The sequence below is a fragment of the Saccharothrix sabaoui genome (assembly GCF_051756985.1).
Classification (GTDB): Bacteria; Actinomycetota; Actinomycetes; order Mycobacteriales; family Pseudonocardiaceae; genus Actinosynnema.
The window spans coordinates 61873-84943 of record NZ_JBPKJK010000002.1 but is presented as its reverse complement, the minus strand read 5'-3'; the positions used below and the strand labels follow the sequence as shown (position 1 = coordinate 84943).

At 71.5% G+C, this 23071-nt stretch carries 30 protein-coding genes and 2 tRNA genes; 23 read left to right on the top strand and 9 right to left on the bottom strand.

The window, feature by feature from the left end:
- Positions 1 to 25: 25 nt before the first annotated feature.
- Entirely contained in the window at positions 26 to 640 is a 615-nt protein-coding gene (locus ACR807_RS01205) for a mycothiol-dependent nitroreductase Rv2466c family protein (protein WP_438919270.1), read from the top strand.
- Positions 641 to 708: 68 nt separating this feature from the next.
- On the top strand, positions 709 to 2064 hold the full coding sequence (locus ACR807_RS01200; RefSeq protein WP_438919269.1) for an aldehyde dehydrogenase family protein: 1356 nt from the start codon (positions 709 to 711) through the stop codon (positions 2062 to 2064).
- Positions 2065 to 2263: 199 nt separating this feature from the next.
- Here ACR807_RS01200 and ACR807_RS01195 read toward each other — a convergent pair whose 3' ends face one another.
- On the bottom strand, positions 2264 to 2980 hold the full coding sequence (locus tag ACR807_RS01195; protein ID WP_438919268.1) for a 2-phosphosulfolactate phosphatase: 717 nt from the start codon (positions 2978 to 2980) through the stop codon (positions 2264 to 2266).
- Between the two features lie 27 nt (positions 2981 to 3007).
- Between ACR807_RS01195 and ACR807_RS01190 the strand changes: the two genes are divergently transcribed.
- The 7 genes from ACR807_RS01190 to ACR807_RS01160 are packed head-to-tail and all read left to right on the top strand — an operon-like array spanning position 3008 to position 8292.
- Positions 3008 to 3475: a ribose-5-phosphate isomerase gene (locus ACR807_RS01190; protein ID WP_438919267.1), complete on the top strand. Its 468-nt coding sequence runs from the start codon at positions 3008 to 3010 to the stop codon at positions 3473 to 3475.
- Positions 3476 to 3478: 3 nt separating this feature from the next.
- The gene (locus ACR807_RS01185; RefSeq protein ID WP_438919266.1) at positions 3479 to 4120 is read left to right on the top strand and encodes a hypothetical protein; all 642 of its coding nucleotides are present in this window, start codon (positions 3479 to 3481) and stop codon (positions 4118 to 4120) included.
- On the top strand, positions 4113 to 4919 hold the full coding sequence (locus tag ACR807_RS01180) for an Fpg/Nei family DNA glycosylase (RefSeq protein ID WP_438919265.1): 807 nt from the start codon (positions 4113 to 4115) through the stop codon (positions 4917 to 4919). Before ACR807_RS01185 ends, ACR807_RS01180 begins: the two co-directional genes overlap by 8 nt.
- A 54-nt stretch (positions 4920 to 4973) precedes the next feature.
- Complete coding sequence (locus ACR807_RS01175) at positions 4974 to 5462, top strand: YbaB/EbfC family nucleoid-associated protein (RefSeq protein ID WP_438919264.1); 489 nt, start codon at positions 4974 to 4976, stop codon at positions 5460 to 5462.
- A 37-nt stretch (positions 5463 to 5499) separates the two neighbouring features.
- On the top strand, positions 5500 to 5805 hold the full coding sequence (locus ACR807_RS01170) for a type VII secretion target (RefSeq protein WP_438919263.1): 306 nt from the start codon (positions 5500 to 5502) through the stop codon (positions 5803 to 5805).
- Positions 5802 to 7514, top strand: a complete 1713-nt coding sequence (locus tag ACR807_RS01165) for a WXG100 family type VII secretion target (protein WP_438919262.1) — start codon at positions 5802 to 5804, stop codon at positions 7512 to 7514. The genes ACR807_RS01170 and ACR807_RS01165 overlap by 4 nt, the downstream gene beginning before the upstream one ends.
- Positions 7507 to 8292 (top strand): hypothetical protein, encoded by a 786-nt coding sequence (locus ACR807_RS01160; protein ID WP_438919261.1) that lies wholly within the window; start codon positions 7507 to 7509, stop codon positions 8290 to 8292. Before ACR807_RS01165 ends, ACR807_RS01160 begins: the two co-directional genes overlap by 8 nt.
- A gap of 48 nt (positions 8293 to 8340) precedes the next feature.
- On the opposite strand, the gene ACR807_RS01155 is transcribed toward ACR807_RS01160, so the two are convergent.
- The gene (locus ACR807_RS01155) at positions 8341 to 9105 is read right to left on the bottom strand and encodes a hypothetical protein (RefSeq protein ID WP_438919260.1); all 765 of its coding nucleotides are present in this window, start codon (positions 9103 to 9105) and stop codon (positions 8341 to 8343) included.
- Positions 9106 to 9166: 61 nt separating this feature from the next.
- On the bottom strand, positions 9167 to 10369 hold the full coding sequence (locus ACR807_RS01150) for a GNAT family N-acetyltransferase (protein ID WP_438919259.1): 1203 nt from the start codon (positions 10367 to 10369) through the stop codon (positions 9167 to 9169).
- A gap of 85 nt (positions 10370 to 10454) precedes the next feature.
- Between ACR807_RS01150 and ACR807_RS01145 the strand changes: the two genes are divergently transcribed.
- Positions 10455 to 11267 (top strand): maleylpyruvate isomerase family mycothiol-dependent enzyme, encoded by an 813-nt coding sequence (locus tag ACR807_RS01145; protein ID WP_438919258.1) that lies wholly within the window; start codon positions 10455 to 10457, stop codon positions 11265 to 11267.
- Positions 11268 to 11334: 67 nt separating this feature from the next.
- Positions 11335 to 11457, top strand: a complete 123-nt coding sequence (locus tag ACR807_RS01140; protein ID WP_438919257.1) for a hypothetical protein — start codon at positions 11335 to 11337, stop codon at positions 11455 to 11457.
- Here ACR807_RS01140 and ACR807_RS01135 read toward each other — a convergent pair.
- Both ACR807_RS01135 and ACR807_RS01130 read right to left on the bottom strand, forming a co-directional pair.
- On the bottom strand, positions 11445 to 12146 hold the full coding sequence (locus ACR807_RS01135) for an alpha/beta fold hydrolase (RefSeq protein WP_438919256.1): 702 nt from the start codon (positions 12144 to 12146) through the stop codon (positions 11445 to 11447). The genes ACR807_RS01140 and ACR807_RS01135 overlap by 13 nt on opposite strands.
- A 93-nt stretch (positions 12147 to 12239) precedes the next feature.
- On the bottom strand, positions 12240 to 12587 hold the full coding sequence (locus ACR807_RS01130) for a VOC family protein (RefSeq protein WP_438919255.1): 348 nt from the start codon (positions 12585 to 12587) through the stop codon (positions 12240 to 12242).
- 169 nt (positions 12588 to 12756) lie between these two features.
- Between ACR807_RS01130 and ACR807_RS01125 the strand changes: the two genes are divergently transcribed.
- The 3 genes from ACR807_RS01125 (at position 12757) to ACR807_RS01115 (ending at position 14937) form a co-directional block, all read left to right on the top strand.
- Entirely contained in the window at positions 12757 to 13023 is a 267-nt protein-coding gene (locus ACR807_RS01125) for a hypothetical protein (protein ID WP_438919254.1), read from the top strand.
- Between the two features lie 290 nt (positions 13024 to 13313).
- Entirely contained in the window at positions 13314 to 13934 is a 621-nt protein-coding gene (locus ACR807_RS01120) for a TRADD-N-associated membrane domain-containing protein (protein ID WP_438919253.1), read from the top strand.
- A gap of 442 nt (positions 13935 to 14376) precedes the next feature.
- Positions 14377 to 14937, top strand: coding sequence for an HD domain-containing protein (locus tag ACR807_RS01115; protein WP_438919252.1), 561 nt, complete (start codon positions 14377 to 14379; stop codon positions 14935 to 14937).
- On the opposite strand, the gene ACR807_RS01110 is transcribed toward ACR807_RS01115, so the two are convergent.
- Both ACR807_RS01110 and ACR807_RS01105 read right to left on the bottom strand, forming a co-directional pair.
- The gene (locus tag ACR807_RS01110) at positions 14930 to 15400 is read right to left on the bottom strand and encodes an NUDIX hydrolase (protein ID WP_438919251.1); all 471 of its coding nucleotides are present in this window, start codon (positions 15398 to 15400) and stop codon (positions 14930 to 14932) included. The two genes, ACR807_RS01115 and ACR807_RS01110, sit on opposite strands and share 8 nt — an antisense overlap.
- A gap of 12 nt (positions 15401 to 15412) precedes the next feature.
- Positions 15413 to 16156: a DUF5919 domain-containing protein gene (locus tag ACR807_RS01105; protein ID WP_438919250.1), complete on the bottom strand. Its 744-nt coding sequence runs from the start codon at positions 16154 to 16156 to the stop codon at positions 15413 to 15415.
- 160 nt (positions 16157 to 16316) lie between these two features.
- Here ACR807_RS01105 and ACR807_RS01100 point away from each other — a divergent pair, with 160 nt between their 5' ends.
- The 8 genes from ACR807_RS01100 (at position 16317) to ACR807_RS01065 (ending at position 22318) form a co-directional block, all read left to right on the top strand.
- A complete protein-coding gene (locus ACR807_RS01100) occupies positions 16317 to 16769 on the top strand; it encodes a hypothetical protein (RefSeq protein ID WP_438919249.1) in 453 nt (150 codons plus the stop codon).
- A gap of 16 nt (positions 16770 to 16785) precedes the next feature.
- Positions 16786 to 16977, top strand: a complete 192-nt coding sequence (locus ACR807_RS01095; RefSeq protein WP_438919248.1) for a hypothetical protein — start codon at positions 16786 to 16788, stop codon at positions 16975 to 16977.
- 38 nt (positions 16978 to 17015) lie between these two features.
- A complete protein-coding gene (locus ACR807_RS01090; RefSeq protein ID WP_438919247.1) occupies positions 17016 to 17261 on the top strand; it encodes an AMED_5909 family protein in 246 nt (81 codons plus the stop codon).
- Between the two features lie 70 nt (positions 17262 to 17331).
- Entirely contained in the window at positions 17332 to 17544 is a 213-nt protein-coding gene (locus ACR807_RS01085; protein WP_438919246.1) for a helix-turn-helix domain-containing protein, read from the top strand.
- 358 nt (positions 17545 to 17902) lie between these two features.
- Positions 17903 to 19372 carry an FtsK/SpoIIIE domain-containing protein gene (locus ACR807_RS01080; protein ID WP_438919245.1) on the top strand — a complete coding sequence of 490 codons (1470 nt, stop codon included), beginning with the start codon at positions 17903 to 17905 and terminating at the stop codon, positions 19370 to 19372.
- Entirely contained in the window at positions 19369 to 20973 is a 1605-nt protein-coding gene (locus ACR807_RS01075) for a replication initiator (RefSeq protein WP_438919244.1), read from the top strand. The genes ACR807_RS01080 and ACR807_RS01075 overlap by 4 nt, the downstream gene beginning before the upstream one ends.
- 14 nt (positions 20974 to 20987) lie before the next feature.
- Positions 20988 to 21176 carry a helix-turn-helix domain-containing protein gene (locus ACR807_RS01070; RefSeq protein WP_438919243.1) on the top strand — a complete coding sequence of 63 codons (189 nt, stop codon included), beginning with the start codon at positions 20988 to 20990 and terminating at the stop codon, positions 21174 to 21176.
- Positions 21176 to 22318: a tyrosine-type recombinase/integrase gene (locus ACR807_RS01065; protein WP_438919242.1), complete on the top strand. Its 1143-nt coding sequence runs from the start codon at positions 21176 to 21178 to the stop codon at positions 22316 to 22318. The genes ACR807_RS01070 and ACR807_RS01065 overlap by 1 nt, the downstream gene beginning before the upstream one ends.
- Before the next feature lie 67 nt (positions 22319 to 22385).
- Here ACR807_RS01065 and ACR807_RS01060 read toward each other — a convergent pair.
- Positions 22386 to 22459, bottom strand: a tRNA-Gly gene (locus ACR807_RS01060).
- A 61-nt stretch (positions 22460 to 22520) separates the two neighbouring features.
- On the opposite strand from ACR807_RS01060, the gene ACR807_RS01055 reads away from it, so the two are divergent.
- Positions 22521 to 22594, top strand: a tRNA-Pro gene (locus tag ACR807_RS01055).
- 45 nt (positions 22595 to 22639) lie between these two features.
- On the opposite strand, the gene ACR807_RS01050 is transcribed toward ACR807_RS01055, so the two are convergent.
- Positions 22640 to 22891, bottom strand: a complete 252-nt coding sequence (locus ACR807_RS01050; RefSeq protein WP_438919241.1) for a hypothetical protein — start codon at positions 22889 to 22891, stop codon at positions 22640 to 22642.
- Positions 22892 to 23071 lie beyond the last annotated feature (180 nt).

Sequence of the window (23071 nt, the reverse complement as noted above, 5' to 3'; positions counted from 1 at the left end):
CCACCCTCACGGAGGAGAACACCGCATGTCGACAGAGGGCCGCACGAAGGTCGACTTCTACTTCGACCCGATCTGCCCGTTCGCGTGGATCTCGTCCCGGTGGATCCTGGAGGTCGAGAAGGAGCGGGACATCGACCTGGACTTCCGGGTGATGAGCCTGTCGGTCCTCAACGAGGGCCGGGACCTGGACGACCACTACTCCGACATGATGCGGCGGGGCTGGGGGCCGGTGCGCGTCGCGATCGCCGCGGCGAAGCTCAAGGGCGACGACGTGCTGCGCGACCTCTACACCGCGCTCGGCACCCGCATCCACAACCAGGGCGTGAAGGACTGGGACCAGGTGGTCGTGGAGGCGCTGGCCGAGCTGGACCTGCCCGCCGACCTGGCCGGGGCCGCCCACACCGACGAGCACGACGAGGACCTGCGCGCGTCGCACCACCGCGGCATGGACCCGGTGGGCACGGACGTCGGCACGCCCACGATCCACATCGACGGCGTGGCGTTCTTCGGGCCGGTGCTCAGCAGGATCCCGCGCGGCGAGGACGCCCTGAAGGTCTTCGACGGCGCGCGGGCGCTGGCGAGCTTCCCGGAGTTCTACGAGCTGAAGCGCACCCGGACCGGGCGCCTGGACTTCTCCTGAGTTCCGCGGTGTGACACTCTGGGGCTGCTTTTGCCGTCGAGTGTCACACCGTCGTCCGGGGGTGCGCAGTGATCGAGGTCGTCAACCCGACCACCGAGGAGGTCGTCGGTACCGTCCGCGCGGGCACCGCCGGTGACGTGGACGCCGCCGTGACCAGGGCCGTCGTCGCGTTCCCCGGGTGGGCGGCGACGTCGGTGGAGGACCGGCTCGCGGTCGTGCGGGCCGTGGCCGACGGGCTGGCGGCGCGGGCGGACGAGCTGGCGTCCACCATGACGACGGAGATGGGCACGCCCATCACGTTCGCCTCGAAGGTGCAGGTCCCGAACCCCATCGGTATCACCAGGGGCATCGAGGCCACACTTTCGAGTGGTTATTTTGACGGTGAGGAGATCGGCAACTCGTTGGTGCTGCGCGAGCCCGTGGGCGTCGTCGCGGCCATCACGCCGTGGAACTTCCCGTTGCAGCAGATGGTCGCCAAGGTCGTGCCCGCCCTCGCCGCGGGCAACACCGTGGTGCTGAAGCCGAGCGAGCTGGCCCCGTTCACCGCCGACCTGCTGGTGGAGGTGCTGCACGGCGCGGGCGTGCCCGAGGGCGTGTTCTCCCTGGTCCACGGCACGGGCCCGGTGGCGGGGGAGGCCCTGGTGGCGCACCCGATGGTGGACGCGGTGTCGTTCACCGGCTCGACCCGCGCCGGCCGCCGCGTGTCCGCGCTGGCCGCCGAGACGGTCAAGCGGGTCTCCCTGGAGCTGGGCGGCAAGTCCGCGAACGTCGTGCTGGACGACGCCGACCTGGCCCGCGCGGTGAAGGTCGGCGTGGCCAACGCGTTCATGAACAACGGCCAGGCGTGCAGCGCGTGGACGCGCCTCCTCGTGCCCGCCGAGCGGCACGACGAGGCCCTGGAGATCGCCGTCGCCGCCGCCGCGAAGTACACCCCCGGCGACCCCTCGCTGCCCACCACCCGCCTAGGCCCGGCTGTGTCGGCCGCCCAGCGCGACCGCGTGGTGGCCCACATCCGCGCCGGCGTCGCCGAGGGCGCGAAGCTCGCCCTGGGCGGACCCGACCACCCCACCGACCGGGGCTTCCACGTGCGGCCGACCGTGTTCGGCGACGTCGCCCCGGACATGTCCATCGCCCAGGAGGAGATCTTCGGGCCGGTCCTGTCCGTCATGCCGTACCGCGACGAGGACGACGCCGTCCGCATCGCGAACTCCACCGTCTACGGCCTGGGCGGCGCCGTCTTCTCCGCGGACCCGGACCGCGCCCTCGCGGTCGCCAAGCGCCTGCGCACCGGCCAGGTCGACATCAACGGCGCGGCCTTCAACACCGCCGCCCCCTTCGGCGGCTACCGCCAGTCCGGCAACGGCCGCGAGTTCGGCCGCCACGGCCTGGACGAGTTCACCGAACTCAAGTCCGTCCAACGCTGACCCCCGGCGAGAGTCCAACGCCCAGGCCCCGAGAGTCGTACCTTCAGGTCGCGAGAGTCGTACCTTCGGGACCTCTGAGTTCTACGTTCCGGACGTAGAACTCAGGGGTCCTGGGCGTTGGACTCTCGAGGCCCCGGCGTTGGACTCTCGCGACCTGGGCGTTGGACTCTCGGGGCCTGGAGGTTGGACTCTCGCGGGGTCAGGCGGAGCGGAGGACGTTGTCGACCAGGCGCGGGACGGCGGTGCTCACGTCGACCTCGCAGGCCAGGGCCACGTCGGCGACGTGCCCGGCGGCGATCAGCTCGCGCCCCGACACGCACCCGGCCACCGCGTCCGCCACCGACGTGCGCTCGAACGCCCCCGCCGCCATCGCGGCCTCCACCGACGGGGTCCCGTGGTCCAGCAGCGCCGACACCACCGCGCCCGCGCCGAGCAGGTCCTCCACGGCCGGGCGCAGCGGACCGGAGTGCGCCGTCTTCGGGCTGTTGATGTCGATGCCCCACCGCTCACCGCCCGGCACCACGCCGATCGGCCCGCCGCCCGCCAGCGACCGCGCGGCCTCCGCGACCGCGCTCGCGTTGCGCAGGCACGCCGCCAGCACGATCGACCCGCTGTCCGCCGCCAACGCGCACAACGTGGCCCCGTTGGGCGACGGCAGCTCCAGCTCCGTCCCCGCCGGCACCCCCACCAGCGACGACGGCCTCAACGACCACGACGGGTCGGCCGGGCGGGCCGCCCGCGACCTGTCCACCCACCGCACCGGCCGCACCGAACCGCCGCGCGCGACCACGACGTCGGTCGCCGTCGTGAACGACAGCACGTCCACCACGACCAGGACCGCGCACAACCCGCCGAGCGCGGCGACCCCCTCCGCACCCCACTCCAACCGGAGCCGGTAACCCTCTTGACCGAACACCCGGCCAAGGATGGCAGACTTCCTGACGTGCGCGTTTACCTGGGATCGGATCACGCGGGCTTCGAGCTGAAGACCGCCCTCGCCAAGCACCTCAGCGACGCCGGCCACGACGTCGTGGACGTCGGCCCGGCGGTGTACGACGCCGAGGACGACTACCCGCCGTTCTGCATCGAGGCGGCCACCCGGGTCGTCGCCGAGCCCGGCACCCTGGGCGTGGTGATCGGCGGCTCCGGCAACGGCGAGCAGATCGCCGCCAACAAGGTGCCCGGCGCCCGCGCCGCCCTCGCCTACAGCGTGGAGACCGCGAAGCTCGCCCGCGAGCACAACGACGCCCAGCTGATCGGCCTCGGCGCGCGGATGCACACCACCGAGGAGGCGTTCGCCATCGTCGAGGCGTTCCTGGCCACCCCGTTCTCCGGCCAGGAGCGGCACGCCCGCCGCATCGGCATCCTCGCCGACTACGAGCGGACCGGCGAAGCGCCGCCCCTGGCCTGACCGGTGATCCGCGAGCTGCTGTTCCGCGACCTCGACGACGTCTACCTGACCGAGCCGCGGACCGTGATCGAGGGCGCGTTCGACGAACCCCGGTACCTCGAACGGGTGCCGGGGCTGCGCGCCGTCCTCAGCGACGACTCGGAGCGGCGCCACCACCGCTACCTCGCCGTGGTGGCGCTCGCCACGTGGGGCCACGACCCGGTGTACCCGGTGGTCGAGGGCATCGCCGAGGCCGGTCGGCGCTCGCCGTGGTTCAACACCGTCCTCGCCGAGGACCGCGACGCCACGTTCCCGGAGCTGGCGGGCGCGGTCGCCGAGGGCCGCCGGTTCACGTCCTCGCCGGCCCGCCTCGCCGCGGTGAACGCGCTGATCGGCCTCGGCGACGAGGTGCACTTCGGCTGGCCGCTGCGCTACGCCGCCGACGAACCCGGCACCGCCGACGCGCTGGCCGCCGTGCTCGACCGCGGCCTCGACCGCACCGACGAACCGGACTTCGACCGGACCGCGCAGCTCGCCATGCTCTGCTCGGTGCTGGCCGCGCACGCCCCCGGGCGCGCCGTCGACCCGGCCCGCCGCCTGCTGCGCCGCGACTCCCGGCAGCTCGTCCGCCTCTACCTGAACCAGGTGGTCCCGTTCCGTGCCTGAAGGCCACACGCTGCACCGCCTCGCCCGCCTGCACCAGCGCCGCTACGCCGGTTCGGTGGTGCGCGTGTCCAGCCCGCAGGGCCGGTTCGCCGCGTCCGCCGTCGACGGCAGGCTGTTCGAGCGCGCCGAGGCGCACGGCAAGCACCTGTTCCACGTGTACGGGCCGGACGCGACCGTGCACGTCCACCTCGGGCTCTACGGCGGGTTCACCGAGTCGCCGCACCCGGTGACCGAACCCGTCGGCCAGGTGCGGATGCGGGTCGTCGGCCCCACGCACTGGACCGACCTGCGCGGGCCCACCCGGTGCGAGGTGCTGACCGACGACGAGGTCGCCGCGCTGCACGCCCGCCTCGGCCCCGACCCGCTGCGCCGCGACGCGGAACCCGACCTGGCGTGGGCGAAGGTCCACGGGTCCCGACAGACGATCGGCGTGCTGCTGATGGACCAGTCCGTGCTCGCGGGCGTCGGCAACGTCTACCGCGCCGAGGTGCTGTTCCGGCACGGCCTGAACCCCTACGTCCCGGGCCGCGACCTGGACAAGGCGCTGTGGGACGACATGTGGCTCGACCTCGTCGTGCTGATGCGCGCGGGCGTGGGGGCCGGCCGGATCGACACCGTGCGGCCCGAGCACCTGCCCGAGGTCACCGGCCGCGCGCCGCGCGAGGACCGGCACGGCGGCGAGGTCTACGTGTACCGGCGCACCGGGCAGCCGTGCTACCTGTGCGGCACGCCTGTGGCCGGCGCCGAGCTCGCCGGCCGCAACCTGTACTGGTGCCCCACCTGCCAGCCGGCGCGCTAACGGAATACCGTCCCCGCACGATCCTGTGACGCAGGAGGACTGAGGGGGCGTGCGGTGACCGATCCCGTGTTCGGTGGCGACGAGGTGCGCACGGAGCAGGAGATCGCCCGGTGGGCGGCGGGCGTGACGGCGAAGGCCGAGAAGTACCAGGAGATGAGCAGGCGGGTCGCCGCGGTGAGCATCACCGAGGTGTCCCGCGACGGCCTGGTGCGGCTCACCGTGGACGCCACCGGCGCGGTGCAGACCCTGGAGATCAGCGAGCGGGCGAACGGCGGCGCGCAGCTGGCCGCGACCATCCTGGCCACCATGCGCCGCGCGCAGTCCCGGATCGCCGGCGCGGTCTCCGACGTGGTGGGCGAGGTCGGCATCCAGGAGCCGGGAACCGCCGACGCCCTCGTCTCGTCGTACCGGCAGCGCTTCCCCGAACCACCGTCGGACACCCCGCCCTGGGCGGACCAGGTTCGTCCGACCGCACCACCGCCGCCTGCGCGGCGGCCCGTTCAGGACGACGACGACTGGGAAGGCCCCTCGGTCACCGAATGAGGACCACCGGGTGGGGCAGGCGAGCGAGGGGCGGAACGTGAGCGGTTACGAGGTCCCGGTCGAGGAGCTGCGCGGGCACGCCGACCGGTTGCGGGCGGTGGAGGACCAGCTCAACCAGGCCCTCGACGCGGCCCGCCGGGTCAGCATGTCCGGCGAGGCGTACGGGAAGGTCTGCACGATGTTCCCGCCGATCGTGTCGTTCGTCAGCGGCGCGGGCATCGAGTCGATCGGCGAGTGCGCGACCTCCGTCGGCGACGCCATCGCCTCCGTGCGGGGCGCGGCCGACGACTACGAGAACGTCGACCGCGGCAACGCCTCCGCGTTCGCGGGCGGTGCCGCGTGAACAACCCGTTGGTGGCGGAACGGCGCGACTCCACGACCGGTTACACCGGCATCGGCATCGCCGAGTCGGCCGCGGACCTCTACAACGGCGTCTCGTCCGGCTCGTGGGTCGAGGGCGGCCTCGGGTTCGCGGGCACCGGCCTGGAGATGCTCTCGCTCGTCCTCGACCCGCTGGGCACGCTGCTCCAGTACGCCGTGTCGTGGATCATCGAGCACGTCGGGCCGCTGCGCGACGCCCTGAACTGGCTGGCGGGCGACGCCGACCAGATCGCCGCCTACGCGACGACGTGGCAGAACGTGTCGCAGTCCGTCGGCCGGGCGCACGAGGCGCTGACCTCCGAGGTCGCCCGCGGCACGGCCGGCTGGACGGGTGCCGCGGCCGACGCCTACCGCCGGTCGGCCGCCGAGCGGGCCGAGCACATCACCGCGGCGGCCGGGTGCTCCGCCACCGTGGGCACGGTCGTGCAGGTCGTCGGCGTGCTGGTCGGCACGGTGCGCGGCATCGTGCGCGACCTCGTCGCCGAGTGCGTGGCCACGCTCGTCGCCCGCATCCCGCAGTGGCTGGCCGAGGAGGCCGTGACGCTCGGCTTCGCCACGCCGCACGTGGTGGCCTCGGCCGTGGCGATCATCGCCAAGTGGGTCAACCGGATCTCCGACGTGATCACCAAGCTGGTCCGGTCGGTCGCCAGGCTGCGGCCGCTGATGAACCGGCTCGGCGAGATCTGGGAGGCGATCGGGAAGGGGCTCAAGGGGCTGAAGCGGGCCGACGCGCCCGGTGCGCCCCGCACGCCCGACCCCGTGACGCCGCACGCCTCGCCCGACGTGAAGCCGCAGGGCGGGACGATGCCGTCCGGCACGACCGCGCCGTCGTCCACCCCGGGCCCGACCGCGCCGACCGTGTCCGCGCCGCCGACGACGCACACCCCGCCCGCGACGCCCTCCGGTACGACCGCGCCGTCCGGCGCACCCGTGTCCGCGCCGCCCGTGACGCACGCCCCCTCCGGGAGCACCGCGCCGTCCGGCACCACGACGCCTTCCGGGACCACCGTGCCGTCGTCCGCGACCACGTCCCCGCCGACCGGCACGACCACGCCCTCCGCGACCACCACCGCGCCGCCGACGACCCCGGTGTCGACCGGGGGCGGCGGCGGGTCCGGGCCCAAGATCATCCGGCGCGACGACCACTTCCCGGACACCGTCAACAGCGGCGGCATCCGCAAGTCGCACCTCGACGCCGACGGCAACCTGGTGCCCGCCAACCCGCACGGCAAGACCGAGCCGTGGCAGCACGTGCTGGGCGGCAAGGACAAGGTGGCCAAGGCGGACAGCCCGTACACCTCGTTCAGCGTCGAGGGCGGCGACGCCAAGCTGTACGGCAACAAGGAGGTCCGCCTCGACCACGAGCGGCTCCAGGCCGACATCGACGCGGGCAAGGTCACCGACGTCGAGATCCTGCCGCCCGCCAAGGTGGAGGCGTCGTTGCAGGGCGAGGTCAACCGGCTCGCCGGGCGCGACGTCGACGTGACCCTGCCGCACGACGCGACCCCCGACCAGGTGCGGAGGTTCGCCGAGGACCTGGGGCTGTCCAAGGGCAAGACCGAGTCGATCATCAGCCGCGTCCAGGGCCTGCTCAACACCCGCCGCGACGGCGAGTGGCTGATCAAGGGCACCGTCCCGGCCGAGTACGTCCAGGGGCCATACGATGTCTGAGGTGGACGGCCTGGTCAGGGAACTGCTCTACACCGACTTCGACGGTCACCCGGTGGGCGACCCGGACGAGGTGATCAACGCCGCGTTCGACGACGACCGGTACACCGCGCGGGTCGAGCCGCTGCGCGGGCTGCTGGCGACCGGAACGCCCTACGAGCGGTTCCTGGCCTGCTGCGCGCTGGCCACGTGGGGCGAACTGGACGGCTACCGGGCCGTGGTGGACGCGGCGGCCGACCCCGACGCCTCGCCGTGGCGCGGTGAGCTGGTCGACCGGCGCTACTCGGTGGACGAGACGTTCGCCCACCTGGCCCGCGCGGTCGGGCTGGGGGAGGACTTCACCGCCGCCAAGGGCACCGAGGAGGAGCGGCTGGGCGCGCTGCGCGCGCTCGTCCGGATCGCCGACACCGAGTACTTCGACTGGCAGCTGGCGTTCGCCCTGGACCGGCGGACCCTGCCGCGCGTCGTGGACGACGTGGCGGCCGTGGTGCGGCGCGGCACCGACCGGTTGGCGGGGGACGAGCGGCCGTCGTTCGACCTGGGCGTGCAGCTGGCCGACCTGGTGGCCGCTGCGGCGCAGGTCGACGAACGCCTCGCCGTCGGCCTGGGCGGCGACCTGGTGCGCGTGGACAGCTCGCCGAAGGTGCTCGTGCACCTGGCGGCCGTCGTGTCGCGCGGCACCGGGCCGGTGACCCTCAAGTTCGCCGACTACCTCGCGTCGGTCGGCGACGACGAGGTGCGCAAGGCGTTGGCCGACGCCCTGGCCCGCCGCAACGGGTAGGGCGCCGGCCGGGACGTGCCCCCGGTCGGGACCGGGGGCCGGCGGGGGCTAGAAGTCGAAGCCCCCGCCGAAGTCGCCGCCACCGAAGTCGCCGCCGCCGCCGAAGTCACCGCCCGCGTCGCCACCGGCGTCACCACCGTCACCGCCGCCGTCACCACCGTCGCCGCCGTCCTCCTGGCCGTCGGCGTACCCGTCGGCGTAGGCCACGCCCGCCATGCCCGAGAACATCGCGCTGAACAGCAGCATCGAACCGAGGCCCCACGCGCCCGCGACCAGCGCCGGCTTCCACCACGGCTCCGAGTACCAGCCCTGCGGCACCGGCCGACCGGCCACCACACCGCCGGGGTAGTAGTGCGGCGTCCGCGAACCCGGCTTCGGCGAGGCGATGTAGCGGTGCCCCTCCACCTCGACGTCGCGGTCCTCCGACACCTTGCCCGCGCGGCCCTGACCGGTGAGGTCGGGCAGCTCCGGACCCGGGTCGATGCCCATCGCGGTGCGCGCGGCCCGCACGTAGTACAGGCCCTCCATCGCGGTCTGCGTCACCAGCCGGCACTGCTCCACCGTGCGGGCCTGCTCCATCTGCGACCCGGCCGCGGTGAACCGCTCCGAGGCGTCCGCCATCGCCTGCTGCGAGGCCACGTCCGTGCCGGTCAGGTTCATCACCTGCCCGCCGAGCCGCTCGACCCACCGCCGAGCGTCGGCCTGCGCGTCCTCCAGCTCCCGCTGCCGCCTGGTCGCGGCCGTCTTCACGTAGTACCAGCCGGCGCCCACGACGAGGACCAGCAGCACGAGCAGCACTATCCCGGTGCCCATCAACCCTCCCGGTGCCTGTGTCCCGACAACGCGCGGTGACCGGTGCGGGTTCCCGAAAAGCCTAGAAGACCTCGGGGCAGTGGGGTTCGCGCTCACCGAGGAAGGCGTGCGACAGGGCGCGCACGGCACCCGGCGTGACCTCGTGCACCTGCTGCGCGCGGGCCAGCACGGCGAGCCTCGTCCCGCCGAGGTAGGCCGCGCCCAGCGCCTGCGCGTCCAGCCGCACGTCCGGGTCGGCCGTCACCCGTTCGACGGTCGCCGCGCCGCCCTCCGCGGTGAACCTGACCCGGCCCGCGTTCCACGGGCAGAACGCGTCCTCGACCTCCAGCACCAGGTCGACGTCCGAGGAGTAGCGGCGGGCGGCGAGCGCGCGGTCCACGTCCACCAGGCGCGCCCACAGCGAGTCCGCCCGGCCGCGCAGCGCCAGCCGCGGGTCCGCCAGCAGGTGCGTGACCGGGTCGTCGGGGGCGGTGTAGAACTTCAGCTCGCCCACCATGTCGAGGTCGAGCAGGTAGCGGTACAGGGCGGCGAACGCCTCGTCGGTGCGGGCGACGAGCTCGCGCACGTGCACCTCGTTGCGCGGGCCCCGGTCCTGCCAGTCGTGCTTGACCCGGTAGACCACGTACCCGTCCGGGTGCAGCGCGTACCGGTAGGCGGTGAGGCCGCCGCGGTCGCGCTCCTCGTCGGCGAGCTGGTGGGCCCAGTTGGCGCCCGTGCGGCTCAACCAGCCCGGCCGGGTGGGGCGGAGCTCCTGGTAGAGGGCGTCGAGCACCGGCATCGCCTCGTCCCGGCCCACCTCGCGCACCCGGCCGTCACCGGTGCGGACGTCCCGGCGGAACGCCGCGCCGCGCGGCACCGACAACCGCGTGAACTCCGCGGCCTGCCCGTAGCCGAACCGGCCGTAGATGCCCGCCTCCGACGCCCACAGCAGGGCCACCGCCTCGCGGCCCTCCTCGTGCAGGCCGTGCAGCTGGGCCGTCATCACCCGGGTGAGCACGCCGCGCCGGCGGTGACCGGGCCGCACGCCCACCGACGTCACCGCCGCGACCGGCACCGGACCCGCGCCCGGCACCGTGACCTCGCGCGACTGGACGCCCCCGCCGCCGATCAGCTCGTCGCCGTCGAACACGCCGTGGTGCCGCTCGGGTTCGAACAGGTCGCGCCACCGCTCGGCGTCGACCGTGTCGAACTGGAACGCCTGGTCGACCATGCGCTGGAACTCCGGCAGGTCCGCCGGGCCCAGGGTGCGGAGGGTGAGCGCCATGCGCTCGTTCATACGCCGGTCACCGCCGTCGCGCGAACGGATTCAGGGGTCGCGCCCGCCGGTCGTGATCGGCCATGCTGCGTCCTTGGACGCCCAGGCACCCGACCGGCAGGCACCCGGACAGCCGCCGGACCCGCGGTCGCCGGACCCGCGGTCGCCGGACCCGCAGTCACTGGACCCGCACGAGCTGGCGAACGCCCTGCGCACCGAGGCGGCGTCGCCGGCGGCGGCGGTCGACCTCTCCCGCCTCGACCGCCCGGTGCCCGCGTGCCCCGGCATGACCGTGCGGGACCTGGTCGAGCACGTCTCGGCGGTCCACCGGCACGTGACGCGCTGGGTGACCCGGGGCGCGCGCCCGTCGACCACCGCCCCCGAACAGCCGCCGCCGGGCACCGACCCCGTGGACCGCTACCGCGTCGGCGCGGCGGCGCTGCTCGGCGTGCTGGACCCGGCGCGCGCGGCGGAACCCGCGGCCACGTGGTGCCCGTGGGACCAGACGCTCGGGTTCTGGCTGCGCCGCATGGCGCACGAGACCGCCGTGCACCGCGTCGACGTGCAGGCCGCCGACGGCCTGGCCGCGCCCCTCGAACCGGGGCTCGCCGCGGACGGCGTGGACGAGGTGCTCCGCCTGTGGCTGGGCTGCCACCAGCCGCCGCGCGCCCACGCGTCCGGCGCCGCCGTGTCGCTGCGCGTGCCGGGCCGCGAGTGGACCGTCGCCCTGCACGAGGGGATCGTCGACTACTGCCCCGGCGCGGCCCCGGACGCCGTGGTGAGCGGCTCGGCGTCCGACGTCGACCTGTGGCTGTGGGGCCGCTGCCCCGAGTCGTCGCTGTCGGTGGAGGGCGACGTCGCCGCCGTGCGGGCGTTGCGCGACGCCGTGGCGGCCGTGACGGTGTAGGAAGGCGCCAGTGCGTTCACCGCACATCGCGGTGAACGAGGGCCGTACGGGGGAGGACACTGTTCCGGTGCGCAACCTGTCGCTGGTCCTGAGGTGCCTGGTGACCTTCGCGATCGGCGTGCTCATGGTCCTGCTGGCGATCAGGTTCGGCGAGGTCCTGTGGCGCGCGGTGACCGCCTACGGCAGGTGATCCGCCAGGTCCGGCGGCACCCCGTGGCCGCCGTCGAACACCCGGACGACCACCCCGGGCAGCTCCCGCACCCGCCGCACCACCTTCCGCGCGTCCTGCGCCCGGCTCCGCCGCCCCACCAGGACCGTCGCCCTGGCCCGGACCCGCGCGAGGTCGACCCGGCGCGGCAGCACCAGCCCCGTGCGCCAGTGGGTGAGCGCGATGACCGCCGCCGCACTCGGCTCGACCCCCGAGATCCACCGCAGGTAGCGCCGCCAGGCCCACTCGCCCCCGCTCACCTTCGCGGCCACCGCGTAGAGCACCGCGCGAACCCGGTAGGGCGCGAAGGCCCCGGCCGCGGGCTCGACCAGCACCACCTCGCCCACCGGGTGCAGCGCGGCGACCCACGCCCCGTAGGACACGCCCACCAGCAGCGGGTCGTCCAGCCCGAGCCCGTCGAGCACCTCGCTCAACCACGCGTTCATGTCCGTCAACGGCCGCGTCTGCACCCCGCCACCCGCGTCCCCCAGGACGTCGACCGCGTACACCGGCCTGCCGATGCCGCGCACCACACCGGCCCACATCGCCGACGTGACCCCGGCCCCGTGCAGCAGGACGACGGCCCGACCGCCACCGTTCCGCCGGTAGACCCTCGTCGTCCCCCACGAGGTCGGCACGTCGAGCACCTCGTGCTCCGGCCACTCCGCCATCGCCGCCGCGTAGGCCGACCGGAACCTCCCCGCCGCCGCCCCACTCCGAAACTGCCCCACCCCGGCCACAGTTCCCCCCTCAGCGTCTGTCAGTCATCCTCGACAAGGGGTGACGAAGCAGAACTCGTTCCCCTCGGGATCGGCCAACACCTGGAAGCTGCCGCTCTCGTCGGTCCGAACGTCACCCACCACGGTCGCCCCCAACCCCGCGGCCAGCCGGGTCGCCGCGCCGATGTCGTCGGTCGTGACGTCGAGGTGGAGGCGGTTCTTCACGGCCTTGCCCTCGGGCACGGGCTGGAACGCGAGGCGGGGCCACCCGGGCGGCACGACGTGCGACCACCCGGAGGGGCGGTCGACGACGTCACCCCCGAGCACCGCCGCCCAGAACCGGACGAGCGCCGCCGGTCGCCGGCAGTCCACGACGATCTGCTCAAGTCGCACACCCCATGATGCGCGCCCCGGGCCCCGGCGTCCCCCGAACCGCGAAGTCCACAAAGGACGCACCCTCGCCCGCGCCTGGCACCAGGTTCACCCGCAGGAGGTCCACCCGTTCCGCCCCACCGGTCCGATCCCTTGTGCCACCCCGGGTCCGAGGACCAAGCTTCGCGCCGTGCACCACCACCCCACCGCGGCCACCCCGCCGCGCACCTACTACGCCGCCGTGACCCGGACGGTGCTGACGGCGCTGGGCACCACCCGCCCAACCGCGCCCACCGCCGTGGTCGTGGAAGAGTTGGCAACCGTCGAGGAGCTGCGCGAAGCAGTGGAGGGGCAGGGGCACGCCGGAGGCACGACGGCACCGGCGGAGCAGGCCGCATCACCGGGTGAACGACACCTGCACGCGATTGACCTGCAAGGGGAAGACGAGAGCGGGTGACGGGAATCGAACCCGCATGACCAGCTTGGAAGTGCGGCGTCAACCCCAGCTCACCGCTCGTGACCAGTTGGCGCCTCAACCGCAGTTGACCGCTGCTGGCCCCGTTGGCCTGGGCTAATCGCACGCTAATCGCACGGTCGGGCAGGGTGTCCCGCCTACCTTAAGACGCCCGCAAGCCTCGCAAACGGGTGAATCCACGGTCACTTTGTCGGAAGTCGCACAACGACAGCAGTGATCTTGAATCAAGTAGTAAGGTCGACTACGTTGCTTGGACTGACGGGAGCGTCTCGATGAGTGGCGAAGATGGCGACCAAGACATAAACGACAACAGAGTGGTCAACGTTTTCCATGGGAATGTTGTTCAATCTGTTCAGTTTGGCGGGCGCGTAACTCTTGACGGGAAGATTGATGCGTACTCGGAGCGCCGTCAGTCCTTCTTGTTCGACTTCTATTCACAGGCCTTCAAGCAGGCTGAAATTACTTTCCGTATGAGCTTTATATTTATGGCAATCGGTGCGGCTGTCGTACTTGTAGGCGGTGGTCTGGCACTCCTGCGTGGGGGTGGCCCCGGTCTCAACTATGCGGCTCTCGTGTCGAGTGTGAGTGGTGTCATCATTGGAACGTGTGGCGGCGCATTCGCACTCCATGCTAATCGTGCGCGGAAGCACTTGACCGAGCAGGCTGAGAAAATTGAGAAAGATCTTCAATCCGATCGGCGAGTGCAGCAAACTCTTCAACTCATCGAACAGGTCGACGACCAAGTGCTAAGAGATCGACTGAAGAGTGTTACTGCTATGCGCGCTCTTGATGTCGAGCCAGATGCCCAAACTGTTACCAGTCACCTGCTGTCAGAGATTCCTGCTGTAGAGCCGAAAGCGTTGCCTCGAAACAGGCGGCGCGATTCGCGGTGAACCGTTCTGGTGGGGTTTGAATCGTATGCAGGCTCGCTGCTCGGAGGCGGTGATTTTCGTTAGGCGCATGTCGCGAAACCGCGATCCTCGTTGGCAAGACGGCGGAGCCGTCGCGGCAGTCGATCGCCGTGCCCAGCGCTGGCAGTCGTATGACCGTGCGATCGTCCCGAGCCTGGTGACTGGGAGTGGCTTGGCGACAGCACGCATCCGTGTGCGCGCCGCTTCGCCTGCCACATGCATCGACTCCGCGCGCGGCCGACGGGCGGAGCGGAGCGGGAGCCCGGCGTGCCGCGATGCGGGGAGTCGGTGCAAGTGTGCACCGGGACTGGCCGCGCGTCGCCGCATGCGGCGCGCCTTGATCCCGTAGAGCGGAATTCGGCAACGCAGCAGGTTAGACCGGTTGCGGTGCTGCGGCGCGAGCGGTCTGCCTAGGGTGTTGGGCGTGGATCTGGTCGCACGGGCCTACTCAGTGGCTGAAGGTCGGCTCGCCTCATCGTTGCCTCGGCGGTGGACGCATGTGCGAAGCGTTGCGAAGCGGGCTGGGCTGGCGGCTGAGGTCGTTGAGGATGCGGAACGGGAGCTGTTGACGGCGGCGGCTGTACTTCACGATGTGGGGTATGCGCCGGAGCTGGCGGAGACCGGGTTTCATTCGCTTGATGGGGCTCGATACCTCGAACGGCAGGGCTTTCCGGAGCGGTTGTGTGCGCTTGTGGCTCATCACTCGTGCGCCTACCGGGAGGCGGAGTTGAGAGATTGCTCGGCGGAGCTGGCGCGCTGGATGGATGAGCAGACGTCGCTGCGGGATGTGCTGTGGTGGGCGGACATGACCACCGGGCCGGATGGCGACACGATCGGAGTTCGCGAGCGGATCGCGGAGATTCAGGCTCGGTATGGGCCGGAAGACCTGGTGACCTTCTTCGTCCGCCAGGCGGAGCCTGAGTTGGTGGCTGCGGTGGAGCGTACGGAGGCTCGGTTGTGGGACGCTGGGGTTGAGGTCAGGTGAAGTAGGGATCGGCGCGGTTGCTTAGGCCGTGCTCGATGCGTAGGCGGATCGATGGGTGGATGTCCAGGTTCGGTAGGCGGTCGGGTTCTACCCAGTCGACCTCCTTGGACTCACTGCTTGTGCGCAGCTCGCCTCCAATGGGCTGAGCGCGAAAGCAGATGGAGAACTCCTGGCGCACCTCGCCGTCGTCGTAGGCGATGACGTGGTTCGGGTTGGAGTACAGACCGACTAGGCCGGTGACCTCTACGTGGATGCCGGTTTCCTCTTCGACCTCGCGGACGACGGCTCGGGAGAGGGTTTCGCCTACCTCTTGACCACCGCCGGGGATGGCGTACTTGTCGTTGTCGGTGCGCCGGATCATGAGGAGACGGCCGGTTGAGTCCTGGACGATGGCGCTGACGGCTACCCGGATGCTGTTCGCCTTCGGGCCGTTCGGGTCGTTGAGGTAGTCGGTGCGACTCATGGCTCGACCTTGTCAGAAGGTGGCGCGCTTCGCTCCGGCCCAGACGGCTTCCATGCTCTCGGAGTAGGTCTCGAAGAGGTCGCCTGCGGAGAGGCGGCGCAGGTGGAGGGCTGGAGCGTGGGCACCGGGGAAGCCGTAGACGTGGGTGTTGACGATCATCTCGTCGTCGAAGCGGAACACCGAGTTGTAGAGGGTCGTCTTGTGGAGGCGGACCTCGATGCCGGGGACGTCGGCCAGTGGACGGACGAACGCCAGGGCGTTGCGGATGCGGGCGGCGACGGTGCCCTTGCCCAGCTGTTCCTCCTCGCTCCGCCTGGACGCCTCGCGGGCTGCTGGGTCGCCGAAGAGGAGACGGATGCGGGTTCCGGCCTCGGCCTTGCGGCGCAGCTCCTTGGCGAAGGTCGGGCGTTCGACCAGGAACAGGGCGGCCAAGGAGAGCACTTCGATGTGCTTGGTGGCGTCGTTGAGGAGGCGGTCCCACAGGTCCGCGGGGACGTTGTTGCGGTGGGGGTAGACCTTGACCACCTCGGACTCTGCGATCTCCGCCTTGCGGTCGGCAGCCACCGCGTCGGGCCACAGGTAGTTCTCGGTCTCTCGGACCATCGAGGCGATGGCGTGACGGTGGCGGGGGTAGGGGACTCGGCCCCTGGTGATCCAACGCTCCACGGTCTTGGGGTCTACGCCGGTCGCCCTTGCCACGTGGTCCAGGTCCAGGCCGTTGCGGAGCAGGGCTTCTCGGAGGCGTTCGTTGGCCATCGGTACCTCCGTGGTGACGACTTGGGACGTCTTCAAAGTAGCAGGGACGTCCTTAGAAGTCCCGCTATGCGGTGCTTGCGTCCCGCTGATCAGCCGAAAGTGGTGAGTGTCGAGATGCCGGACAGGTGGTCCGGCCGACGCTGACGACAGGAGAACGGCTGTGGCGATCTCGGGTGGGAGCAGGCTCCCCACGTCGCACGACTTCGTGTTCCCCCGTGGGGCGCTGGTGATGGGTGTGGAGCCGGTGCTCAAGTTCCAGACGGCGGAGGAGCGCAGCAAGGGGCTGCCCGTCCAGCAGGAGACCGACAAGGAGTCGGGGCTGTTGGTGTGGTCGGTGCTGGTGATCGACCAGGCGGCGGAGCGCAAGACCGATGCTGTGGTCACGGTCAAGATCGCCGCTCCTCACCAGCCGGTGCCGCCGGAGGCGATCCCGGGCACGGACGTGCGACCGGTGGTCTTCGAGGGGCTGACGGTCACCCCTTGGATTGACGACAAGGCGTGCCGGGGTGCGCACGGAGGTGAGCGGCACCGGTGCCGGGCGAAGCTCGGGTACAGCCTGCGGGCCTCCGGCATGGGGCCGGTTGTCGTGAAGTCCTCTGCCAAGGCCGCGTAGTCCGGTGGGTGCGGACATGGTGCGGGTTCACGTCACCGCTGACTTACCGATTCGCGGGTCGGCCCTGCCCTTCGCCGATCGGGTGGAGGTCCGGTTCGGCAAAGCGTTCCCGGTGGTCCTGGTGATCGACCGAGCGGCGCTCGCCGGGCTGCGGGCCGCGCTGGAGCAGGGAGCGAACGAACTCGACAGTGCGGGAGGTGCGGTGTGAAGGCCAAGACGAGGACGCCTGACCCGTGGGCTGCGGCGATGGCGGTGACATTGCTCAAGGACGCGCACGAGATCGTGGGTCGGTTGATGCCCGCGCCGGATGCCGAGCCTGAGGTGTTGCGGGACTTCTACCTGCGGTCGGCTCAGGTCTACGACCGGGTGGCGGAGGTGGACCGGGGGCACCACCACGAGGCGCTGTACTGGGCGAAGCGGGAGCGGTCCAAGGGTGAGCGCATCGCCCGTGTGCTGGAGATGGGTACGGCTGGGGGTGGGAGTGATGAGTAGTCCGCGGTTGCGTTCGGTCCCGGTCGGGAGGTCCGGGCGTGTCGTTGGTCGGCGCGATCTGGGGTACACGGTGCGGCTGCGGGCGGAGGTGTTCCGCAAGGCGGTGACGCTGGCCGGCTACCGGTCGGACTACGAGTTGGCGCGGGCGATGGGCGTCAACCGCTCGACCATCAGTCGGGTGAGGTCGGGGACCTTGACGCCGGGGCAGGGGTTCATCGCGGGGGCGTTGGTGGTGCTCGCGCCGATGGGGTTCGACGACCTGTTCACAGTCGATTCGCAGTAGGACCTGTGTGGCGTGGTGTGGGCCGCGTCGGCGGACAACTGAACAGATCACGTCCTGGTGGGTGTGGTCGCGGGGAACGGGCCGAGTCTTGGCGGGCCAAGCCTGTTCCCCGCGACGCACTGACCGGGCATCTCATGCGGTTTTCGTTGACACACAAGGGAAATCCGGTCATGTCAAGGCTATCGGTACGTGGGGGACGTGCGTCAAGTCGACGCGGTTCGTCCGATGTGTGGAAGCTGTCCAACGGTCGCCCCTGCGGGATGTGCGGGCGGTTCGGCGTCTACGCCCCGAACCAGCTCCTCTGCTGTTCCTGCCTGGGCTGGTTGCCTCTGATCTTCGCCCCAGTGGGGCGTGCGTGATGGGCGGTGGTGGTCGATGGGTCGATCCGGCTCCGTTCGAGGGTGCTCGGCCTCGGGTGCCGTGGTGGGTGCTGGTGCCGGGCAAGCTGCGGTGGCTCGCGTTCTTGGTGGCGCTGGTGTGGCTGGTGTTCGCCGGGGGCATGCGCCTGGTGCTCGTTGTCATCCGGTACCCCGTGGTCACGTTGGTGCCGGTCTCGGCGGCCTGGTGCTGGTGGCGGTTCGGGTTCTCGCCGCTGGTACTGGCGCTGTTGTCGCTGGTAGCGGGTCTGATCATCTGGTCTGGGCTGGATCGGGACTCGTTCCTGCGGCACTGCTGGTACCGGCTGCTCACCGAGTGGCGGCGGGCAACCGTCTATGTGCCTCGCTGGCGGTCGGTGATGCGCCTGGCGGACCTCGTCAAGCGGGATCGGGGGCGTGAGTACCGGCCCGAACTGCGGCGGGTGCGGTCGGAGGGGTGGCGGGACCGGGTTCGGGTGCGGATGATCCCGGCGCAGGCCCCGGAGGCGTGGGAGCTGCGACGGGACGGGCTGGCGCACTCGTTCGGTGCTCGGTCGTGCCGGGTGCGGGTGCTGCGGCCTCGGGTGATCGAACTCGACTTCGTCCACCGCGACCCGCTGGCCCGACCGCTGCCCGTTCCCGCGCTGACTGATGGCGAAGTCGACCTCAAGCGGGTGGTGGTCGGGCGGACGGAGACCGGCAAGCCGTGGCGGCTGCGACTGCTCGGGTCACAGGTGCTCGTGGTCGGCGTGCCCGGTGCGGGCAAGGGCTCGGTCCTCTGGGCGATCGTGTGGCAGCTCGCCCCGGCGGTCCGGGCCGGGCTCGTGCGCCTGGTGGGCATCGACCCGAAGGGCGGCATGGAACTCGGGCAGTGCCCGGACGCCTTCGACCGCGTCGTGTACGACAACGGCCCGGAAGCTGTTGCCCTGCTTGAGGAAATGGCCGCAGAGGTCAAGGAGCGGGCGACTCGGTACCGGGGTGTGCGGCGGCTGTGGGCACGCTCGACCGGGGAGCCGTTCACGGTCTTGGTGGTCGATGAGCTGGCGGACCTGATCGCCTATCAGCCGGACAAAGGGCTGCGGGAGCGCGCGGCGCGGGCCATCCAGACGATCACCTCTCAGGGGCGGGCTCCGGGGTACGCGGTCGTCGGGCTGGTACAGGACCCGCGCAAGGAGGTCGTGGGGTTCCGGCACCTGTTCAGCACCCGCGTGGCGCTCCGCCTGGACGAGCCACAGCAGGTCGACATGGTCCTCGGCGACGGCGTGAGGCAGCGGGGCGCGGCGGCTCACGAGATCGGCGAGAACACGCCCGGCGTCGCCTGGGTCAAGCAGGACGGACAGCGGGAGCCGGAGCGGGCTCGGGCCTTCCACGTCACCGACGCGGACCTGGTCGAGCTGAGCACGTTCCTGGCAGACGCCCAAGTGCACGACTTCCCGGCTCGGCCGGACGGCACGGGGGAGGTGGCGGCATGAGCGAGTACCTGACCCGTGCGGACCGCATGAAGCAGCCGGCGGCGCTCGACGTGGCTCGGGCGGTGGCCGAGGAGCACGGGGTGTGCGTTCGTCCGCTCGCCAAGGAGCGGATCGACCTGGACACCGGCCGGGTGGACATCGTGCCGGTGCCGTGCGGCTCGACGGTCTCCAGCGTGTGCCCGACCTGTGCGGAGAAGAACCGGCGGTTGCGGATGGCGCAGTGCCGTGAGGGGTGGCACCTGGCCGAGGAACCCGACTTCACCCCCGACGCGCCGACCGAGGATCAGCGGGCGCTGACGGCGTTCCGGGCCGACCTGGTCAAGGCGTACCGGGCGGCCGTCGAGGAGGAGGACGAGATCGGCGCGGAGGAGGTGCGCGAGGAGGTCACCGAGGTTGACGAGGAGCTGCGGCAGCTTGGAGTCCGCGGGAAGCTCCCGGCCCTGGAGGCCCGGCCTCGGGCTGTCCGGAAGCGGTCGACCAGGCGGCGGCAGGACGCGCCCAACCTGCCTCGGCGGCCCGTGACCAAGCGGACGGTGGGGCGGGTGTTCGGGGGCAGGTACCGGCCCTCGACGTTCCTCACCCTGACGCTCGACAGCTACGGCAGGGTGCGCAGCGACGGCACGCCGGTCGACCCGACGACGTACGACTACCGGCGGGCGGCTCGGGACGCGGTGCACTTCGCGGCCCTGCTCGACCGGTTCGTGCAGAACCTCCGGCGCTGCGTCGGCTGGGACGTGCAGTACTTCTCCACCGTCGAACCGCAGCGTCGGCTGGCGCCGCACTGGCACGCCGCCGTCCGGGGCTCCATCTCGCGCACGGAGCTGCGGGCCGTCGCCGAGGCCACCTACCACCAGGTGTGGTGGCCCGCCCACGACGAGATCAAGTACAGCGGCGACCACCGCCCGGTCTGGGACGCGCGGGCCAGGGGGTTCGTCGACCCCGTCACCCGCGAAGCGCTTCCCACCTGGGAGGAGGCGCTTGACCAGGTCGAGCGTCCGGCGCACGTGGCCCGGTTCGGGGTGCAGGTGCACTCCAAGGGCATCCTCGGCGGCACGGAAGAGGCCGGGCGGCACATCGGCTACCTGACGAAGTACCTCACCAAGTCCATCGGTGAGTGCTTCGAGGCGCGGACCGGCCGCCAGGAGGACCACGCGGAACGGCTGTCCGCCGAGCTGGCCGTCACGCCCTGCTCGCCGCAGTGCCCCGTCTGGCTGCTCTACGGGGTCCAGCCCAAGGGCGCTCGGCTGTCGATGGAACCCGGCAAGTGCAAGGGCAAGGCGCACAAGCGCTCCACCCTCGGCGTGGCCGGCCGGCGGGTGCTCGTGTCCCGGAAGTGGTCCGGCAAGTCGCTCGCCGACCACAAGCACGACCGACTCACCTTCGTTCGGCAACTGCTCGCCGACGTGGGGATCACCGGCGACGACCAGCCCCGGCGGGTCGTCTGGAACAACGTCCGGCCCGGTGACCCGAACGTGCCCCCAAGACCACACCTGCTGCTGCGGGCGGTCGCGGAGCGGCGTCGCTGGAAGGCCGAGTACACGGCGGCGCTGCTCGCCTCGGCCGGACCGCCGAACTCTTCGGCAACCGCTCAAGCTGCGTGAACAGGGGGGCAGGCATGACCGATCACCTCACCGTCGCGGAAGCGGCGGAGTACATGAACACCACCGTCCGGTTCGTCCGGCGGCTCATCGCGGAACGGCGCATCGCCTTCCACCACCTCGGGCGGCACGTGCGGCTCAAGCGGGCCGACGTGGACGACTTCATCGACACCGGCCGGGTCGAACCGGTCAGGAGGGCCGCCTGATGGCGAACAAGAAGAACCACCGGCAGTTCGGCCACATCCGCAAGCTGCCGTCCGGCAGGTTCCAGGCGAGCTACCTGGGGCCTGACGGGCTGCGGAGGTACGCGCCGGACACCTTCACGACCAAGACCGACGCCAACGCCTGGCTGTCCACGGTGGAGGCCGATCTCCTCCGGGGTGAGTGGGTCGACCCGCTGCTCGGGAAGGTGGCGCTCAAGGAGTACGGGGAGCGGTGGATCAAGGAACGGCAGCTCGGTGTCCGCACTCGCGAGGAGTACAACCGGCAGTTCCGGCTCTACGTCGACCCGTTCCTCGGGGCGAAGCTGCTCAACTCGATCACCACGGAGACGGTGCGGACCTGGCGGCAGCACCTGCTCGACAGCGGCCGGTCGCACAGCACAACGGCCAAGGCGTATCGGCTGCTGCGGGCGATCATGAACACCGCCCTGGACGACAACCGGGTCAAGCGCAACCCGTGCCGGATCAAGGGGGCAGACCAGGAGCACGCGCCCGAACGGCCCGTGGCGACCGTGGAACAGGTCTTCGCGTTGGCGGAGGGCATGCCCTCCCGGTTCCGGGTGCTGGTGCTCGCCGCCGCCTTCACCGGTCTGCGGTGGGGTGAGCTGATCGCCCTGAGGCGCTGTGACGTCGACCTGGACGCGCCCTCGGTCCGGGTGCCCCGGCGGCTCGCCCAGCTCGACAGCGGCCGGCTCGTGGAGGGACCGCCGAAGTCGCAGGCCGGCTTCCGGACGGTCGCCCTGCCGGGCATCCTCGTGGACGACTTCCGGCGTCACCTGATGGCGTTCGTCAAGGCCGGGGCGGAGGAACTGGTCTTCATCGGCCCCAAGGGCTCACCGCTGAGGCGGAGCAACTGGCGCAAATCGGTCAAGTGGGCCAGGACCGTGGAACTGCTCGGCCTGCCCGAGGGCTTCCACTTCCACGACCTCCGCCACACGGGCAACAACCTCGCCGCCGCGTCCGGTGCCAGCACGCGGGAGCTGATGCACCGCATGGGGCACGGGAGCATGAGGGCGGCCCTGATCTACCAGCACGCGACCAGCGAGCGGGACAAGGAGATCGCCGACAACCTGAGCGAGAGGGTCCAGGCGGCGAGGGACCAATCGCACGCCAATCGCACGACGTGATCGACGGGCGCTGCGGGGGTGTGGCCTCGAAGGGGGCTGCACCCCCGTTGACCTGCAAGGTAAGTGCTGGAGCGGGTGACGGGAATCGAACCCGCATGACCAGCTTGGAAGGCTGGGGCTCTACCATTGAGCTACACCCGCGACGCGCCTACCGGGGTGGGCGCGGGGGTAGTTTAGCCGGTCGCGATACCCTTGTGGTGACCGGGGCGTGGCGCAGCTTGGTAGCGCACCCGCTTTGGGAGCGGGGGGTCGCAGGTTCAAATCCTGTCGCCCCGACGGTTGCCCTGACCGGCCCGGAGCCGGGTTGGTCAGGGCGTTCGGTCAGCCGCCCAGCTCGGTGACGGCGGTGGTGATCGCCGCGGCTTGTTCTTCGAGTTCCCGGTCGCTCGACCCGTCTTCGACGCCGCGTCCCAGGAGTTCGGTCCTCGACACGAGCACCAGGGCGCCGCGGAGGGGGTCGGTGTCCAGGTCGTCCTGCTGCACGACCTCCACCCGTCCTTCGACCAGGACCAGGGTGGGGTCCGGCAGGGGTGACGCCAGCAGTTCGCGCAGGTGGGTGGCGGTGACGGTCATGCCGTCTGCCTACCCGTGTGCCGCGGTGCGAAACGCCGCGACGCGAAACGCGGCGGTGCGGGACGCGGCGGTGCGGGACGCGGCGGTGCGGGACGTGGTGGTGCCGGACGTGGCGGTGCGGAACGTGGCCGTTCTTGAGCACACCCGCGCCATCGGGTGCTCAAGAACGGCTCCCCCGTC